Raw genomic sequence first — 16,662 nt, forward strand, 5'->3', positions numbered from 1 at the left:
GGCCCCGCACGAGAGGAGTGGTCCGGCGTGAGTCTCGTCGTCTACCTGGCGGCCCTGGTGTTCGGCATGACCTCCGTGCTGCTGTTCCGCCGCCCCCGCACCGCCATGCGCGATCCGCTGACCCTGTCCACCTGCGCGGCGGTCCTCCTCGGCGCCCTGGTCTTCGTGTGCGCCGCCCCGGCCACCCTGCGCACGGTCAACGACCTCACCGGAGTGCCCAACTTCGGGGCGCCGCTGACGTACGGCATGCTCTCCGCGTACAGCTGCGCGGTGCTGGTGCTGCTGATCAACTGGCGCGGCGGGCCGCGGCCGCTGGTGCGGCGGATGGTGCTGCGGAGCATGGCCGCCTACGGTCTGCTGGTGGCCGCCGTCGTCGTGCTGTTCCTGCTCGCCGACGCGGACACCGAGCGGCTGACCGACCTCGACACGTACTACGCCGGTACGCCGTTCATGCGGGAGATGATCCTGCTGTACCTGCTCGGGCACAGCGCGGCGATGCTGGTGATGTGCGCCGTCTGCGTCAAGTGGGGCCGTGAGGTGGGCGGTCTGCTGCGGGCCGGGCTGCGGCTCATCCTGCTGGGCGCGCTGCTGGACGTGGTGGGGTTCCAGCTCACCAAGTACACGGCCGTCGTGGCGCGCTGGGCCGGGCACGACCTCGACTTCCTGTCCACCACGGTGGCCCCGCCGATGGCCTCGCTGGCCGCGCTGCTGTGTTCCGCCGGGTTCGTGCTGCCCCGGCTGCTGCCGCCCGTGCTCGCCCACTGGCGGGGACTGGACGACTACCGGCGGCTGGATCCGCTGTGGTCGCTGGTGCGGTCGGTCTCCACCGCGCCGAAGCCGCCCGCCTCCTGGTGGCAGCTCCCCCGGGCCCGGCTCCAGTGGCGCGAGGTCTCCATACACGACGCCCTGCTCACCCTGGCGCCGTACTTCGACCACGACCTGCGCACCCGGGTGCGGGACGCGGCCCTGGGCGCGGGCCGCTCCGCGCACGCGGCCCGGCTGGCGGCGGAGGCGGCGATGCTCGCCGACGCCGCGCGCCGGGCCGCGGCCCGCGAGGAACCGCCCGACACCGCCGGCAGCTACCGCCTGCACGCCACCGAGGTGCCCGGCCCGAGCGGCCTGGTGGAGCTGGCCCAGGCACTGCGCCGTCCGCCGGGCCGGGGCACCGCGTCCGGCGGCGCGCGTCCGTCCTCCCTGACCGGTACCGTTTCCGAACCCGAGGAGCCCCATGTCGCGTAGAGCTGTCGTCGTCGGCGCCGGACTGGCCGGCATGCTGGCCGCGGCCGTGCTGGCCCGGGCGGGCGTGGAGGTCGTCGTGGTGGACCGCGACGAGCTGCCCGACGGGCCCCGTCCGCGCCGGGGGCTGCCGCAGGGACGGCACGCGCACCTGCTGATGGCCGGCGGGCTGAGCGCCATGGAGGAGACGGTGCCGGGCGCGCGCCTGCGTGCGGCGCTGCTCGCCGCCGGGGCGCACGAGGTGTCCCTCAGCTCGGGCATGCTGGCCCTCACCCCCGAGGGCTGGCTGCGCAGGTGGCGGCGCGAGGGGCCCACCATGCTCACCTGCACCCGGGCGCTGCTGGACTGGACGGTGCGGGCCGCGGTGCTCGGACACACGCGGGTCGAGGTGCGCAGGGCGGCCGTGGTCGCACTGGCCGGGTCCCCGGAGCGGGTGCGGGGCGTGCGGGTCTCGGGGCCCGACGGCGAGGCGGTCCTCGACGCCGACCTGGTCGTCGACGCCAGCGGGCGCGGTACGCGGATCGTCCCGTGGCTGGACGGGCTCGGGCTGTCCGGCGTCCGGACGCGGACCGTGGACTCGGGTCTGGTCAACGCGTCGCGCCTGTACCGGGTACCGGCCGGGGCGGAGCGGTTCCCGCTGACGGTCGTGCACGCCGATCCGTACGTGTCGCGGCCGGGGCGGAGCGCCATGGTCATGCCGGTCGAGGGGGGCCGCTGGCTGGTGAGCTGCGGCGGCACGCGCGGCGGTGAGCCGCCCGCCGACCCGGACGGCTTCCTGCGGTACACGCTCGACCTGCCCGACCCGATCGTCGGCCGGCTGGTCTCCGGCGCCGAGCCGCTCACCGACGTGCGTCTGAGCCGCTCGACCAGCAACGTGCGGCACTACGTGGACAAGGCACGGAAGTGGCCGGAGGGCCTCGTGGTCCTCGGCGACGCGCTCGGCACCTTCAACCCGGCCTACGGGCAGGGCATGTCGGTGGCCGCGTTCGGCGCCCGCGTCCTCGCCCGCGAGCTGGAGCGGGCCGGCGGTCCCGACGCGCCCGGTCTCGCCCGGCGGGTGCTGCGGGGCGCGGCACGCCCGGTGGACGCGGCCTGGTCGGTGGCCGTCGGCCAGGACGTCCTCTACCCCGGGGTGCGCGGTGGGCGGCCGGGCGTCGCCGACCGGGCGGTGACGGCGTACACGCGGCGCATGACGAGGGCGGCCACCGGCTCCTTCGCGGCGGCGTCGGCGCTCTGGGACGTCACCAGCATGCGCACGCCGCCGACCCGTGTGTTCCACCCCGCCGCGGTCCTGGCGGCCCTCACCGGCCCCCCGCTGCCGCTGCTGACCGGCCCGCCCCTGACCCCGGCCGAGCGCGAGGTGCTCACCGGTCTCGACCGCACGGGGGTGTGAGCGCGGCCGGACGGCGCCGAGCGCGCGGCACGGGGCCGGTCCCGGCGGGCTCGGTGCCCGGTGGACTCGGTGCCTGGTTGGCCGCGGCGGCGTTCAGCCCGCGAACGCCGGCTGCGCCAGCCCTCGACCGGCGTCCGGTACCACCAGCAGCGAGCCCGCGAGCGGGTGCGGGGCCGCCAGGCCGACCCGGGCCGTGGTGATGTACAGGTCGGTGAGGTCCGGGCCGCCGAAGGCGCAGGCCGTGACCCGGGGGACGGGCAGGGCGATCACCCGGTCCAGGGCGCCGGACGGGGTGTAGCGGCGTACCGCTCCGCCGTCCCACAGGGCGACCCACACACAGCCGTCGGCGTCCACGCACAGGCCGTCGGGGAAGCCCGCGCCCTCCTCGACGACGGCCAGGGGGCGGCGCCCGGTGACCCGGCCGTCCCCGGCGGCGACGTCGAAGACGTCGATGCGGCGGGTCGGGGTGTCGACGTAGTACATCAGCCGGCCGTCCGGGCTCCAGCCGTTGCCGTTGCTCACCGTCACGTCGTCGAGGACCGTGTCGGCCGTGCCGTCGCCGGTGAAGCGGGTGAGCGTGCCTCCGCCCGGCGCCTCGTCGTAGCGCATGGTGCCGGCCCAGAGGCTGCCGTCGGGGGCGACGGCGGCGTCGTTGCCGCGGCGGCCGGGGACGGGCTCCCGGTGCAGCCAGCGGAAGGTGTCGTCGGCGTCGAGCAGGCCGATCCCGTCCCGCAGGTTGAGGACGAGGCCGCCGCCTGCGCGGGGCTTGACGGCGCCGACGTGCTGGTCGGTGCGGCGCAGGGTGCGCCGGCCGGTCGCCGGGTCGTAGGTGTGGACGCGGGAGTTCAGGATGTCCAGCCACAGGAGGCGTTCCGTCGCCGGGTCCCAGGTGGGCCCCTCGCCGAGGGTCGCCTCGTGGTGGACGGCCACCTCGAAGGCCGTGCCGGTCGTCGTCATGCCGCGCTCCTGTGGCCGAGCCGCTCGGAGAGGTCGGCGGCGCCCTTGACGGCCAGTTGCTCCAGTTCGGCGCGGCGTTCCTCGCTCCAGCGGATCATAGGCACCGAGATCGACAGCGCGGCGACGACACGGCCGGTGCGGTCGCGGACCGGGGCGGCCACGCAGGAGACGTCGGGGTTGGACTCGCGGCTCTCGACCGCGGTGCCGCGTTCACGGATCGCGGCCAGCGCCTCGCGCAGGGCGGCGGGGTCGGTGATGCTGTTCGGCGTCATCGCGGTCAGCTCGGCGCCGTCGGGGAAGCGCGCGGCGACCTCCGGCCCGGGGAGGGAGGCGAGCAGCATCTTGCCGACGGACGTGCAGTGCGCGGGCAGTCGGCGTCCGGCCGCGGACACCATGCGCACCGCGTGCGTGGAGTCGACCTTGGCGATGTAGATGACGTCCGTGTCCTCCAGGATCGCCACGTGCACCGTCTCGTCGCAGGTCTCGGCGACGGTGCGGGCGACCTGCTGGCCCTCGGCGGCGAGGTCGAGGTGCTCGGCGTAGCGCGCCCCGAGCTGGTACGGGCGCACGCCGAGCCGGTACCGTCCGGGCTGCCCGGCGACGGGGACGATGTACTTGCGGGCGGCGAGCGTGGTGACCAGCTCGTGGACGGTGGTGCGCGGCAACTGGAGCCGGCGCACGATGTCGGGGGCGGAGAGCGTGCCGTCCCCGTCGAGGAAGAGCTCCAGTATGTCGAGAGCCCGGGTCACGGCCGGCACGAGACGTCCCATGTCCAGCCCCCTCCCTAGGTGTGTTCGAAATTTCAACAGTCGATCGGAATCGCGAACACAGGCTACTCACATCGCGTTTGCCTGGGCAATGGGCGGGCGGGGCGCCGCTCCGCTCCCCGCGGCCCGCGTGATCCGCCGTGGTCCACGATGATGGTGCCCATGCCCACCGGAAACCGGCCCGCGGGGCCGTTCACCCCGCGCGACCTCCAGTTGGTCCTGCTGCGCCGCATGGCCGACCACAACCCGGGCCCCGTGGAGGACGCCCGCCGGGCGCTGGGCGCCTCGGTCGCGGACATGCGCGAGGCCAACAGGCGCTGGCAGGCGATGCTCCGCTCCCCCCGCTCCCGCTCGGCCGCCTCCCGGTACCGCTCGGTCCTCGGTGAACCGGAGTCGGTGGCGCCCCGCCGGATCGGCGACCTGGAGTGCGAGGCCCGGCAGTGGGCGCTGCCGCTCTGGCCCGACCTGCGGTTCGAGGTGCTCGTCGCCGACAGGGGCGTGGTCTGGAACGAGTGGCTGGTGCGCGCGCCCGGCGCGCGGGGTCCGGAGCTGCGCACGCTGGACGACCTCACGCCCTGGTCGTGCACGGTCGACGAGGCGGCCCGCGCCTTCGCCCCCGCCCGGCCGCTCCAGGGCTCGGCCCCGACCCGCTGGGGGCTGGCCTTCACCGCCCCGGACCGCGACGGCGTACGGCACGAGGTGGTCGCGGAGTTCACCTGGGGGCTGTTGCAGCGCACGGCGGTCGGCGGCTGACGCGGGCCCCGCGGGGGTGGGCCGTCCGGCGGGGGCGGGCGGTCAGCGTTCGTCCTCCGGGTCCCAGTCCAGCAGGCGGACCTTGGCGACCGTACGGACGTGGCGGCGCATCGCGGCGGCGGCCTGCCGGGGCTCCCGGGCGGCGACGGCGTCCAGGATCGCCCGGTGCTGGGCCAGGGAGCGGCCGGGGCGGCCTGGCTGGCGCAGCGACTCGGTGCGGCTCTCGGCGATCTGGTGGGCGATGGAGCGCATGAACTCGGCGAGCAGGCTGCTGTGCGCCGCCGCCGTCACCGCGGCGTGGAACAGCCGGTCGCCCTCGACGCCGTGCCCGTCCCGGTCGATCTCCTCGGCCATCACGTCCAGCGCGGACCGCATCGCGGTGAGGTCGTCGTCCGTGCGGCGCTCGGCGGCCAGTTCGGCGAGTTTCGTCTCCAGGGCCTCGCGGGCCTCCAGGACGTCCGGGAGGCGCCGGCGGCGTTCGACCATCTTCTCGACCGGCTCGACGTCCAGGCTGTCGCGGACCAGATAGGTCCCGCCGCCGTGCCGCGCCTCCACCAGGCCCTGCACCTCCAGGACCACGATCGCCTGCTTGACCGAGGCACGGCTGACGCCGAGGCGCTGGGCGAGGTCCCGTTCGGGCGGAAGCCGGTCGCCGGCCCGCAGGCCGCCGTCGGTGACGTACTGACGCAGCCGCTCCAGCACCTGTTCGTACAGGCGCTGCCTGGTCATGGGGCGCAGGGCGTCGGTCATGAGGTCCCCCCTCTCGACGGGAGCGTAACACCGGGCCGACGGCGGGCCGATGGACGAGTGGCTGAGCCAATTGTTGCGCGACCCCTTGACGCCGGACCGGGCCGGGCCCACGCTGACCTGCCAACCGCACCATCCAAGTGGCTCAGCCACTCAGCCACTCCTATCGGCAGTCAGGTCAGCACTCGGGAGCCCCCGCATGTCCCCCGAACTCATCTCGATCCTCGTCCTCGTCGTGGTGTTCGTCATCGCCACGACCCGCTCCGTCAACATGGGCGCGCTCGCCTTCGCCGCCGCGTTCGGGGTGGGCACGCTCGTCGCCGACCTCGACGCGGACGGCATCTTCGCCGGGTTCCCCGGCGACCTGTTCGTCGTCCTCGTCGGCGTCACCTACCTGTTCGCGATCGCGCGGGCCAACGGCACCACCGACTGGCTGGTGCACGCGGCCGTCCGGCTGGTGAGGGGCCGGGTCGCGCTGATCCCGTGGGTGATGTTCGCGCTCACCGGCGCGCTCACGGCGATCGGCGCGGTCAGCCCGGCCGCGGTGGCGATCGTCGCGCCGGTGGCCCTGAGCTTCGCCACCCGGTACTCGATCAGCCCGCTGCTGATGGGCACCATGGTGGTGCACGGCGCGCAGGCCGGCGGGTTCTCGCCGATCAGCATCTACGGCTCGATCGTCAACGGCATCGTGGAGCGCGAGAAGCTCCCCGGCAGCGAGGTCGGCCTGTTCCTCGCCTCGCTGGTCGCCAACCTGCTCATCGCGGCCGTGCTGTTCGCGGTGCTCGGCGGGCGGAAGCTGTGGGCGCGCGGGGCGGTGACGCCGGAGGCGGGCGGCGGCCTCGGCGAGGGCGCGGAGCCGAGCGGCGGCGGCAGCAGCAGTGAGCGGGGCAGCGGGACGGGCACCGGCAAGGACGGCACGGGCAAGGACGGCACCGGCACCGGCCCCAGCACAACCCCCGCCGGCGGCGGCACCGCGCCCACCGCGGTGGCCGTCCGTCCCGACCGGGAGACCGGCGACGCCGACGGCACCGGCGTCCGCCTCACCCCCGCCCGCATCGCCACCCTCGCCGCCCTGGTCGCCCTGGTGGTGGCCGTCCTCGGCTTCGACCTGGACGCCGGTCTGACCGCGGTCAGCCTCGCCGTCGTGCTGAGCACCGCCTGGCCCGACGACAGCCGCCGCGCCGTCGGCGAGATCGCCTGGTCCACGGTGCTGCTGATCTGCGGCGTCCTCACCTACGTCGGCGTACTGGAGGAGATGGGCACCATCACCTGGGCCGGTGAGGGCGTCGGCGGCATCGGCGTCCCGCTGCTGGCCGCCGTACTGCTCTGCTACATCGGCGCGATCGTGTCGGCCTTCGCGTCCTCCGTGGGCATCATGGGCGCGCTGATCCCGCTGGCGGTGCCGTTCCTCGCGCAGGGCGAGATCGGGGCGGTCGGCATGGTGGCGGCGCTCGCGGTGTCGGCGACGGTGGTGGACGTCAGCCCGTTCTCGACCAACGGCGCGCTGGTGCTGGCGGCGGCGCCGGACGTGGACCGCGACCGCTTCTTCCGGCAGCTGATGGTGTACGGAGGGATCGTGGTGGCGGCCGTGCCCGCGCTGGCCTGGCTCGTCCTGGTGGTGCCCGGCTTCGGGTAGACGCCAGTGGAAATCCGGCAGGATCCGGCAGCCTTGAGCGACAGCTCTCGGGCAACAGCTAAGGAGTACGACGCGTGTCCTCTCTCTTCCCGGCCCTCTCCCCGGCCCCTGTCGGCGCTCCGGCCGACCGGCCCGCGCTGCGGTTCGGCGAGCGCTCCCTGACGTACGCGGAACTCGCCGCCGCGGCGGGCGCCACGGCCGGGAGGATCGGCGGCGCCGGACGCGTCGCCGTCTGGGCGACCCCGGCGATGGAGACGGCGGTGGGCGTCGTGGCGACGCTGCTGGCCGGAGTCGCGGCCGTGCCCCTCAACCCGAAGTCCGGCGACAAGGAACTCGCGCACATCCTCTCCGACAGCGCGCCCTCCCTCGTCCTGGCGCCCCCGGGCGCCGAACTCCCGCCCGCCCTGGGCGCCCTGGAGCGCGTCGACGTCGACGTGCGCGCCCGCGGCGCCGTCCCCGAGGACCGTGCCGGGGACGGCGACCCCGCGCTCGTCGTCTACACCTCCGGCACCACCGGACCGCCCAAGGGCGCCGTCATCCCCCGGCGCGCGCTCGCGACGACCCTGGACGCGCTGGCGGACGCGTGGCAGTGGACCGGCGACGACGTCCTGGTGCAGGGGCTGCCGCTGTTCCACGTGCACGGGCTGGTCCTCGGCATCCTCGGTCCGCTGCGCCGGGGCGGGTCCGTGCGGCACCTGGGCCGGTTCTCCACCGAGGGCGCGGCGCGGGAGCTGAACGACGGCGCGACCATGCTGTTCGGCGTGCCCACGATGTACCACCGGATCGCCGAGACGCTCCCCGGCGACCCGGAGCTGGCGAAGGCCCTCGCCGGGGCGCGGCTGCTGGTGTCGGGGTCGGCCGCGCTGCCGGTGCACGACCACGAGCGCATCGCCGCCGCCACCGGCCGCCGGGTGATCGAGCGGTACGGCATGACGGAGACGCTGATGAACACCAGCGTGCGCGCCGACGGCGAGCCGCGTGCCGGGGCGGTGGGCGTGCCGCTGCCCGGCGTGGAGCTGCGGCTGGTGGAGGAGGACGGTACGCCGATCGCGGCGCTGGACGGGGAGAGCGTCGGCGAGATCCAGGTGCGCGGCCCGAACCTGTTCACCGAGTACCTGAACCGTCCCGACGCCACGGCCGCCGCCTTCACCGAGGACGGCTTCTTCCGCACCGGCGACATGGCGGTGCGCGACCCCGACGGCTATGTCCGCATCGTCGGCCGCAAGGCCACCGACCTGATCAAGAGCGGCGGGTACAAGATCGGGGCGGGTGAGATCGAGAACGCCCTGCTCGAACACCCGGGGGTGCGGGAGGCCGCGGTCACCGGGGAGCCCGACCCGGACCTCGGGGAGCGGATCGTGGCGTGGATCGTGCCGGCCGACCCCGCCGCGCCGCCCGCCCTGGACACGCTGGCCGGCCATGTCGCGGGCCGGCTCGCCCCGCACAAGCGGCCCCGCGTCGTCCGGTACCTGGAGGCGCTGCCCCGCAACGACATGGGGAAGATCATGAAGCGGGCGCTGGACCGTGGCTGAGCGACTGAGCGCCCGGGAGTTCCTCGCCCTGGTCACGGACGACGCCTCCTTCGCCGAACTCCCCCACCCGGACGGCGCGTGGCGGCCCGACGGCCCCCTCGGCTGGCCCGGCTACGACGCCCTGCGGGCCCGCGCCGCCGAACGCACGGGTGAGGAGGAGTCCGTCGTCTGCGGCACCGGTCTGGTCGAGGGCGTCCGGGCCGTGCTCGTCTCCTTCGAGTTCGGGTTCCTCGGCGGCTCGCTGGGCCGCCGCACCGGCGACCGGCTGGAGGCGGCCTACGCGCACGCGCGCGAACAGCGGCTGCCCGTGGTGCCGTTGGTCGCGACGGGGGGCAGCCGGATGCAGGAGGGGATGCTCGCACTGACCCAGCTCCAGCGGGTGGCGCGGCAGTCGGCGCTCACCCGGCAGGCCGGGCTGGCGCAGATCGCGGTGGTGCGGGACCCGGCGACCGGGGGCGGCTGGGCGACGCTGGGCGCGGGCGCCGACGTGGTCCTCGCCCTGCCCGGCGCCCAGGTCGGCTTCGCCGGCTCCCGGGTCCGGCCGCCGGACGCCGACCCCGCCGCGTACACGGCCGAGGCGCAGGTGGCGGCGGGCAGCGCGGACGCCGTCGTACCGGCCGGGGAGCTGCGCGCGACGCTGGGGCGCTGGCTGCGGCTGCTGACGGCGCCGTCCGGCGGTCCGGCGCCGGTGCCGGAGCCGCTGGGCGCGCGGGACCTGCCGGCCGGCGGCTGGGACGCGGTCCGGCGGGCCCGCGCCGCCGGACGTCCGCGCGCGGGGGCGTACCTGGACGCCTACTTCACCGACCGCGTCGCCCTGTCCGGCGACCGCTGCGGCGGCACCGACCCGGAGGGCATGCTGTGCGGCTTCGGCACGCACGCGGGGCGGGCCGTCGCGTACGCCGCCCAGACCGGGACGGCGACCCGGCCCGCCGGGTACCGCACCGCGACCCGGCTGATCGGTCTCGCGGACCGGCTCGGCATCCCGGTGCTGACCCTGGTGGACACGCCGGGCGCGGCCAACGACGCGGCGGCGGAGCGGGAGGGGGTGGGCCCGGCGATCGCCGACCTGTTCGGGGCCGTGGCCTCGGCGCGCACGCCGGTCACCACGCTGGTGATCGGCGAGGGCGGCTCGGGCGGGGCGCTGGCGCTGGCCGCACCGGGCCGCACCTGGGCCACCCCGGACAGCTACTTCTCCGTCATCGCACCCGAGTCGGCGGCGGCGATCCTGAAGCGCCCGCCGACGGAGGTGGAGGAGACGGCCGACCAACTGCGGCTGCGTCCGCAGGACTTGGCCGAACTTGGCGTGATCCGAACAAACGAGCAGTTGTTCCCTGGAACAGGTGATCGTCGCTCTGAAGAGCGTATGTGACTGCCGAGACCAACGATACTTACGGTGTGCAAGCGACGGGCTGCAGACCGTAGTTGACGCACATGTCCCGAGTAGTCCCGGCGGGGCCCGGCGGGTCCCGCACATGAACAGCGCAAGGAGCTGCACGATCATGAACCTTCTCACCGACATCCTCGCCGGCATCGTCCACTTCGTCGGCTGGCTGGTCTGACGGTCCGAGAACCCAGGCGGCGCCGCCTCCCCGTCCCAGGGAGGCGGCGCCGTCCGCGTGCCGTCGCACGGAAGCGGTCGCGGGCCTACCGCACGGCCACCGCCCGCACGATCTCCTGGGTGACCGAGCCGCCCCGGTCGTCGCGCGCCGACGCCCGCAGTGAGACGTGCTCCGCGCCGCGCGGCACGCTCAGCGTCCCCTGCCAGGACGCCTTCCCTCCGGTGCCACCGCCGCGCAGCCGGACCTGGTGCCAGCTCTTCCCGTCGTCGTAGGACGCCTCCAGCTTCCCGCCGCCGAGGGTCCCGGTGTCCGGGGCGCCCGCCACGTACCGCGCGCCGAGCCCGACGCGCAGCTTCTTCCCCCCGCGCACCTTCCCCGCGAGGTCGGTGTCCACGTCGAAGGAGAGGTTGATCAGCGGCAGGTAGGTCCACCGGTCCTGCGGTGTGGCCGCCGAGCGGAAGGTCCACTCCGCGTGCCCCTCGGTCGCCGACGGCCAGCGCGCCGCGTCGAGCGCGGTGTCGGTGACGAGCCGGTACGTGTGCTCGTCGGCGGGCGCGTTTGAGACGTAGGCGGCGGAACTCGGTCCCTGGTCGACCAGTTCGCCGTCCAGGTACACCGACGTCGTCTGCGTCATGCCGCTGTCCTCGTTCCACACGTCGCCGAAGCCGGTGTGGTCGGGGCCGGAGTCGCCCCAGCCGGGCGCGTTGAACTGGAGCCGGTTCCCGGCACGCTGCTGGCCCCAGCCGAGCCCGGTGCCGAGGTAGGGGTGCCACACCGGCTTGAACCAGTTCAGCTCCGTGTGCGAGCCGCCCCGGTACTCGACCAGTCCGCCGCGCTCCTCCAGCGCGTCACCCGCGCTGGTCACGGTCTCGTGCCACCGCTGGCCGGGTCCGGTGGAGACGTACTCGGTGCGCTCGACGGGGTAGCCGATCCGCTCGCGGAAGCCGAGGCCGATCGGGAAGGTGTCGGTGATCGAGTACCGGAACTCGCCGCCGCTCGCCGGTGCGTCGCCGTGGTACCTGGTGCGCAGCACGGCGAGGTCGCGGTGTCCGGGCTCGAAGGTGAGGTCCCGGTCGGGCACGGCGCCGGGGTGCCCCTCGGAGAGGTCGTACACGTAGGGCGTGTCGCGGGTGCCGGTCATGTCGACCCGCCCGGCCTCGCGCAGTCGCCGGGCGTCGGCCGCGTCGACCGTGGCGATCTGCAGCGGCCGGTCGGCGTTGTCGTCCGTGCCCCACCACGACGTCAGCCGTCCTGGCGTGTCGTCGGTCACGAACAGCGCCTTGACGCCCGCGTCCTGCGCGGCCCGCGCGAGCGCCGTCGGTGCGCTCCCGTCGGTGAGCCGGGCGAGGACCGCCTTGCCGCGTACGCCGTCCGGGAGGGCCCCGTCCCCGACGTCACCCGCGTCGACCAGCGGCAGCCGGGTGCGGCCCTCGAGCAGGGTGCCGCCGGCCTGGACGACGGCCTCGTCGATCCCCTTCACGTCGAGGAGCGGCTTGCCGAGCCGCCACACGGTCCGGTACTCGAAGCCGCCCTCGGTGACCTTCTCCGTCGGTGCGGCGAAGACGCTGTCGTACGTCAGGGGCACCTGGACGGCGCCGAACAGGTCGGAGCCGTTCGCCTCGCGGTCGTACTCCATGAGGAGCTGCCGGGTCTCGGTGCGCCGGCCGACGTCCGCGCTGATCTCGCGCAGTTCGCGGCCGTCCAGGGTGATCTCGCGGTCGCGGTCGAGGACGACCTCCGGGGCGGCGAGGAAGCCGAGGCCGAGCGAGTCGGCGCCGTGGCTGCCGCGCACGTCGAGGAAGGACGCCAGGCTGTACGTCCCGGGCGCCAGCCGCAGCTCCAGGGTGCCGGAGTCACCGACGTGCGCGGGGAAGGGGTCGACGCCCTCGGTGAGCCGCTGGACGGTCAGGTCGGCCGGGGCGGCGGCGCCGGAGCGGTCCTTGACGTGCACGGTGAGCGTGTACCGCTCGTCCTCCTTGACCAGGCCGAACGCGGTGTGCGCGAGAGTGGTCCCGCTCGCGTCGGCCGCCACGACCTGCCCGCTGGTGCTGCCGACCGGCGCCTTGGCCCCGTCCCCGGTGAGGGTCGTGGCGGCGGTGCCGTGCGCGGGCACGGTGAGGGAGGTGTCGGCGAGCGTGGCGACGCCCTCGGGAGCGCCCCGCACGGACAGGGTCAGCTCGACGTCCGTGTCGGAGGAGTTGGTGTAGGTGACGGTCCTGGTGACCGGTTCGTTGCCGTCGTACGGCCAGGAGTAGAAGCCCAGGTCGGCGCTGCCGGTGGCGGTGACGTCGGCGTGGACGGCGTCCGGCACGCTGACCCGGCCCGCGCCCAGCTGGTAGGCGGAGGCGTCCAGCTCCATCGACGTGGACATCAGCGCGTCCTTGAGCCGGGCGCCCGTCCAGTCGGGGTGCTCCTCGGCGAGCAGGGCGGCCACCCCGGCGATGTGCGGCGTCGCCATCGACGTACCGTCCATGGACGTGTAGTCGCCGCTGCCCTCGGCGAGGCGGGAGCGGGCGGCGAGGATGCCGACGCCCGGGGCCGACAGGTCGGGCTTGAGGGCGTTGTCCCGGTAACGGGGCCCGGCGCTGGTGAACCAGGCGGCCTGGTCGGCGGAGTCGACCGCGCCCACGGTGAGGGCGGCGTCGGCCGCGCCGGGCGAGCCGATGGAGGACGGGGCGCCGGTGTTGCCGGCCGCGATCACGAACAGGGCGCCGGTCTCGCGGGACAGGGTGTTGACGGCCTCGGCCATCGGGTCGGTGCCGTCGCTGGGTTCGGTCGAGCCGAGGCTCATGGACACGATGTCGGCGTCCACGTCCCGGGCGGCCCACTCCATGCCCGCGATGATCTCCGACTCGCTGCCGAAGCCCTCGTCGTCCAGGACCTTGCCGACCGCGAGCGTGGCACCGGGGGCGACGCCCTTCTCCTTGCCGTCGGAGGCCGCGCCGCTGCCGCCCACGGTGGAGGTGACGTGCGTGCCGTGACCGTGCCGGTCGGCGACCTCCTCGCCGGGAATGAAGCTCCGGCTCCGCGCGATCCGCCCCGCCAGGTCGGGATGCCCGGCGTCCACGCCGCTGTCCAGGACGGCCACGGTGACGCCCTTGCCGGTCAGCCCCGCCTCCCAGGCCTCGGGCGTGCCGATCTGGGCGTTGGACTCGGCCATGTCCGCGGTGACCCGCCCGTCGAGCCACACACGGTCGACACCGGCGCCGCCACGGGTGAATTCCCGCCAGAATTCACGGCTCTTGTCGGCCTCCACGGCCGCTCCGCGCACGCTGGGCAGCGCCCGGGTCCGCTCGGTCCCCCTCGGGGTGGCGGCCCGTGCGCTCCCGCCGTAGGTCACGATCAGCGGCAGTTCGCCGGTCTCGGTGTCGGCGAGTCCCTGGTCCAGCAGCTCACCGACGTCGAAGAGCCGTTCGTCGAGGCTGCCGTCGCGCAGGTAGGGCACGGCCTCGTCCGGTACGACGGTGGTCCGGCCGCCGGAGCCGCTGGTGCGCACGGCCCCGGTGGCGCCCTCGGGCCGGTCGACCGTGACGGTCTTTCGGCCGCCGCCGAGGTCGGTGACGGTCACCCGGTCGCCGGTGACGAGGGTGACGGTGCGGGCGGCGCCTGCCGCGGTGGCCGTGCGGACGGAGGCCGCCGGGGTGTCCGCCGGGTGCGGGGCCGGTTCCCGCGCGGCCGCCGTCCAGGCGGGCAGCAGCGCGATCACGAGCCCCGCCGACAGGAGGGCCGCCCCACGTCTGACTGGTCCTGTGCTCATCCACGTCTCTCTTCGTGTCGTCGTAGAGTGCTGTGACGAGTGCTGTGAGCAGTCTCAGGGGCCCTGTGGGACAAGGGAGTTGGGCGGAGGCGGCGGTTAGTCGCCCTGGCGGGTTCCCGCCAGTGGCCCGGCGCTCCGGCGGCATGGGGCGGGACACGGCCGAGTACCGTCCGTCACAATGGTGCTGCGCACGGACACGTACGGCACACGGGGAGCGAGCGACGTCATGGACGGATTGGTCGAGTTCAAGACCGAGGACGGCGTACGGGTGGTCGTGGAAGGCGTCGAGGACGAGGACGGCGCGCGGCTGGTCTCGCGCGGCGACGGACCGGCCCGGGCGGCCCGCACGTTCGAGGAGTCGCTGGACGGGGTGCGGGCGGCGGCCGCCTCCGCGCTGCGGGTGTTCAGGGACGGCTCGCTGCGACCCGACTCGGTGGAGCTGGAGTTCGGGGTGAAGCTGAGCGCGGAGGCCGGGGCCGTGATCGCGAAGGGCTCGGCGGAGGGCCATCTGGTCGTGAAGCTGAGCTGGTCGCCCGAGCCGTCCCCGACCCGCTCCGAGCCGGAGCCCGCTTCGACGCGTCCCGAGACCCCGGACGCCGCCCCGCTGTCATGAGCGGTGCCGCGTGGCACGCCCGCGTGGAGTGCGGCAAGGAGGTCGGCGCCGGATTCCTGGTCTCCGCCCGCCGGTTGCTCACCTGCGCCCACGTCGTCCGATGGGCCGACCGTGCGCCGGTGACGGTGTCCTTCCCCGGCCGCCGGGAGCTGGGCGAGCTGTCCGGCACCGTCGCCGTGCACGGCGGCTGGCGGGACGGCCCCGCCGACCCCGGCGACCTGGCCGTACTGGAACTGGACCGCGAGGTGCCGCTCGCCCCGGCCGCCTTCGCCCCGCCCGGCGCCGAACGGACCACGCCCGCCCCCGAACTGATCGCCTACGGCTTCCCCAAGGGGTACGACGAGGGCATGCTCGCCTCCTACCGGGCCCTGCCCGGACCGCTCATCTCGGACGAGTGGGTGCAGTTGGAGGCGCTCACGGGGCACGGGCAGCCGCTGGCGGCCGGGTTCAGCGGCGCGGCGCTGACGCTGGCCGACGGCACGGTCGTCGGGATGGTCTCCGCGGTCGCGGGCGCCCGTGACGTGCGCGTCGGCAGGATGCTGCCCGTCGAGGTCATGGCCCGCTACTGGCCGGAGCTGGGCGAGCTGGTGCCCACGCCCGGCCATCGGGCCGACGCCCGCAGACGGTTGTACGCGCTGGTGCGGCGGGCCGAGGAGACCGGCCTGGACTGCGACCCGAACCGGCTGTACGTCTCCGCCATGGACGCGTTCGACCCGCCGCCCCCGGAAGGGGGGTTCGCCTCCCTGCGGGAGGTCGCCGCGTACGTCCAGTGGGAGGTGCCGGAGCCGGCGGCCGTGGCCCGGTTCGCCGACCGGCTGGAGCGGCGGCTGCACGCGCCGCCGCCGCCCGCCGCGGCCTGGTCGCCCATCGTCGTGGAGATCGACCACAGCGGTGCCGGCGCCGACCAGGTCACCGTCGAGGTGTCCGCCTACCGGGACGGGCAGCGCCGCCCGGTGGGCTCGCGCCGACTGGCCCGCGGCGCCGTGCGGGCCTACGTACAGGAGTGCATCGACGAGGCGTTCGCGCAGCTCGACCCCGGCGCCGACGAACTGCTCACCTTCGTCCTCCCGCGCGAGTGGCTGAACGAGCCGGTGGCGCACTGGGCGTGCGGGGAGGACGACTCCACGCCGCTGGGCTGCGCCTACCCGCTCGTGGTGACCGACCGGTACCGGCACCGCAGCGGACGCCTGCGCCACCAGCTCCGGAAGAAGTGGCGCAAGCTCGGCGCCAGTCCGGGCGGCACGCTGCACCGCGTCGACTGCGGCACCCGCGAGCGGCCGGCCGGGCTGCGCAAGCGGCTGCGGGACGACGCGGAGCTGGCCGGTTTCGCCACCGCGCCCACGGCGGCACCGGAGTACTTCGAGGTCGGCCTCAACCTCCCCGTCCCCGTCCTGCTGTGGCCCCGTCACGGCTGCCACGGCAACGGACACGACGGGCCCGACGGCCCCGACGGCCCGTGCTCCGGCGCGGAGTTCCTCGACGAACTGGCCCTGTCCGTGGCGGGCGTGCCCCCGGCCGAACTCCCCCGCCTGGTCATGGAGCTGCGCGAGACGGCGGACGCGTCCGACACCCCGGAGCGGCACTGGGCGCGGGACGTCCAGCTCCTGTGGGACGACCCCCGCTGCTTCACCGAGCCCCCCGCCCTGCTCCACTCCCCCGTCGGATGAGCCGCGGCCACGAGGACGCCCCCGCCCCCGCCCCCGCCGTGCACG

Annotated in this window: 12 protein-coding genes; 8 read left to right on the forward strand and 4 right to left on the reverse strand. The window is 75.2% G+C overall.

Features of this window, described 5'->3' with window-relative positions; translation table 11 throughout:
• The first annotated feature begins 27 nt into the window (after window positions 1-27).
• The gene (locus tag BJ961_RS28995; RefSeq protein WP_271415744.1) at window positions 28-1,239 is read left to right on the forward strand and encodes an MAB_1171c family putative transporter; all 1,212 of its coding nucleotides are present in this window, start codon (window positions 28-30) and stop codon (window positions 1,237-1,239) included.
• Window positions 1,229-2,629 (forward strand): FAD-dependent monooxygenase, encoded by a 1,401-nt coding sequence (locus BJ961_RS29000; RefSeq protein WP_271415745.1) that lies wholly within the window; start codon window positions 1,229-1,231, stop codon window positions 2,627-2,629. Before BJ961_RS28995 ends, BJ961_RS29000 begins: the two co-directional genes overlap by 11 nt.
• Before the next feature lie 93 nt (window positions 2,630-2,722).
• Here the strand turns inward: BJ961_RS29000 and BJ961_RS29005 are convergent, their stop codons facing one another.
• On the reverse strand, window positions 2,723-3,586 hold the full coding sequence (locus BJ961_RS29005; RefSeq protein WP_271415746.1) for an SMP-30/gluconolactonase/LRE family protein: 864 nt from the start codon (window positions 3,584-3,586) through the stop codon (window positions 2,723-2,725).
• Window positions 3,583-4,356, reverse strand: a complete 774-nt coding sequence (locus BJ961_RS29010; protein WP_271415747.1) for an IclR family transcriptional regulator — start codon at window positions 4,354-4,356, stop codon at window positions 3,583-3,585. Before BJ961_RS29010 ends, BJ961_RS29005 begins: the two co-directional genes overlap by 4 nt.
• Before the next feature lie 147 nt (window positions 4,357-4,503).
• Between BJ961_RS29010 and BJ961_RS29015 the strand changes: the two genes are divergently transcribed.
• Window positions 4,504-5,106 (forward strand): hypothetical protein, encoded by a 603-nt coding sequence (locus BJ961_RS29015; RefSeq protein ID WP_271415748.1) that lies wholly within the window; start codon window positions 4,504-4,506, stop codon window positions 5,104-5,106.
• A 42-nt stretch (window positions 5,107-5,148) separates the two neighbouring features.
• Here the strand turns inward: BJ961_RS29015 and BJ961_RS29020 are convergent, their stop codons facing one another.
• A complete protein-coding gene (locus BJ961_RS29020; RefSeq protein WP_271415749.1) occupies window positions 5,149-5,856 on the reverse strand; it encodes a FadR/GntR family transcriptional regulator in 708 nt (235 codons plus the stop codon).
• A 196-nt stretch (window positions 5,857-6,052) separates the two neighbouring features.
• On the opposite strand from BJ961_RS29020, the gene BJ961_RS29025 reads away from it, so the two are divergent.
• From BJ961_RS29025 to BJ961_RS29035, 3 genes are all read left to right on the forward strand, one after another.
• Window positions 6,053-7,489, forward strand: coding sequence for an SLC13 family permease (locus BJ961_RS29025; RefSeq protein ID WP_271415750.1), 1,437 nt, complete (start codon window positions 6,053-6,055; stop codon window positions 7,487-7,489).
• A 74-nt stretch (window positions 7,490-7,563) separates the two neighbouring features.
• Window positions 7,564-9,021, forward strand: coding sequence for an acyl-CoA synthetase (locus BJ961_RS29030; RefSeq protein ID WP_271415751.1), 1,458 nt, complete (start codon window positions 7,564-7,566; stop codon window positions 9,019-9,021).
• Window positions 9,014-10,390, forward strand: coding sequence for a carboxyl transferase domain-containing protein (locus BJ961_RS29035; RefSeq protein WP_271415752.1), 1,377 nt, complete (start codon window positions 9,014-9,016; stop codon window positions 10,388-10,390). Before BJ961_RS29030 ends, BJ961_RS29035 begins: the two co-directional genes overlap by 8 nt.
• 275 nt (window positions 10,391-10,665) lie before the next feature.
• Here BJ961_RS29035 and BJ961_RS29040 read toward each other — a convergent pair whose 3' ends face one another.
• Window positions 10,666-14,337: a S8 family serine peptidase gene (locus BJ961_RS29040; protein ID WP_271415753.1), complete on the reverse strand. Its 3,672-nt coding sequence runs from the start codon at window positions 14,335-14,337 to the stop codon at window positions 10,666-10,668.
• A 226-nt stretch (window positions 14,338-14,563) separates the two neighbouring features.
• Between BJ961_RS29040 and BJ961_RS29045 the strand changes: the two genes are divergently transcribed.
• Together BJ961_RS29045 and BJ961_RS29050 are read left to right on the forward strand one after the other, a co-directional pair.
• Window positions 14,564-14,950, forward strand: a complete 387-nt coding sequence (locus tag BJ961_RS29045) for a CU044_2847 family protein (RefSeq protein WP_271417199.1) — start codon at window positions 14,564-14,566, stop codon at window positions 14,948-14,950.
• A complete protein-coding gene (locus BJ961_RS29050) occupies window positions 14,947-16,617 on the forward strand; it encodes a VMAP-C domain-containing protein (RefSeq protein WP_271415754.1) in 1,671 nt (556 codons plus the stop codon). Before BJ961_RS29045 ends, BJ961_RS29050 begins: the two co-directional genes overlap by 4 nt.
• Window positions 16,618-16,662: the final 45 nt, after the last annotated feature.

The sequence above is a fragment of the Streptomyces lienomycini genome, assembly GCF_027947595.1.
Classification (GTDB): domain Bacteria; phylum Actinomycetota; class Actinomycetes; order Streptomycetales; family Streptomycetaceae; genus Streptomyces; species Streptomyces lienomycini.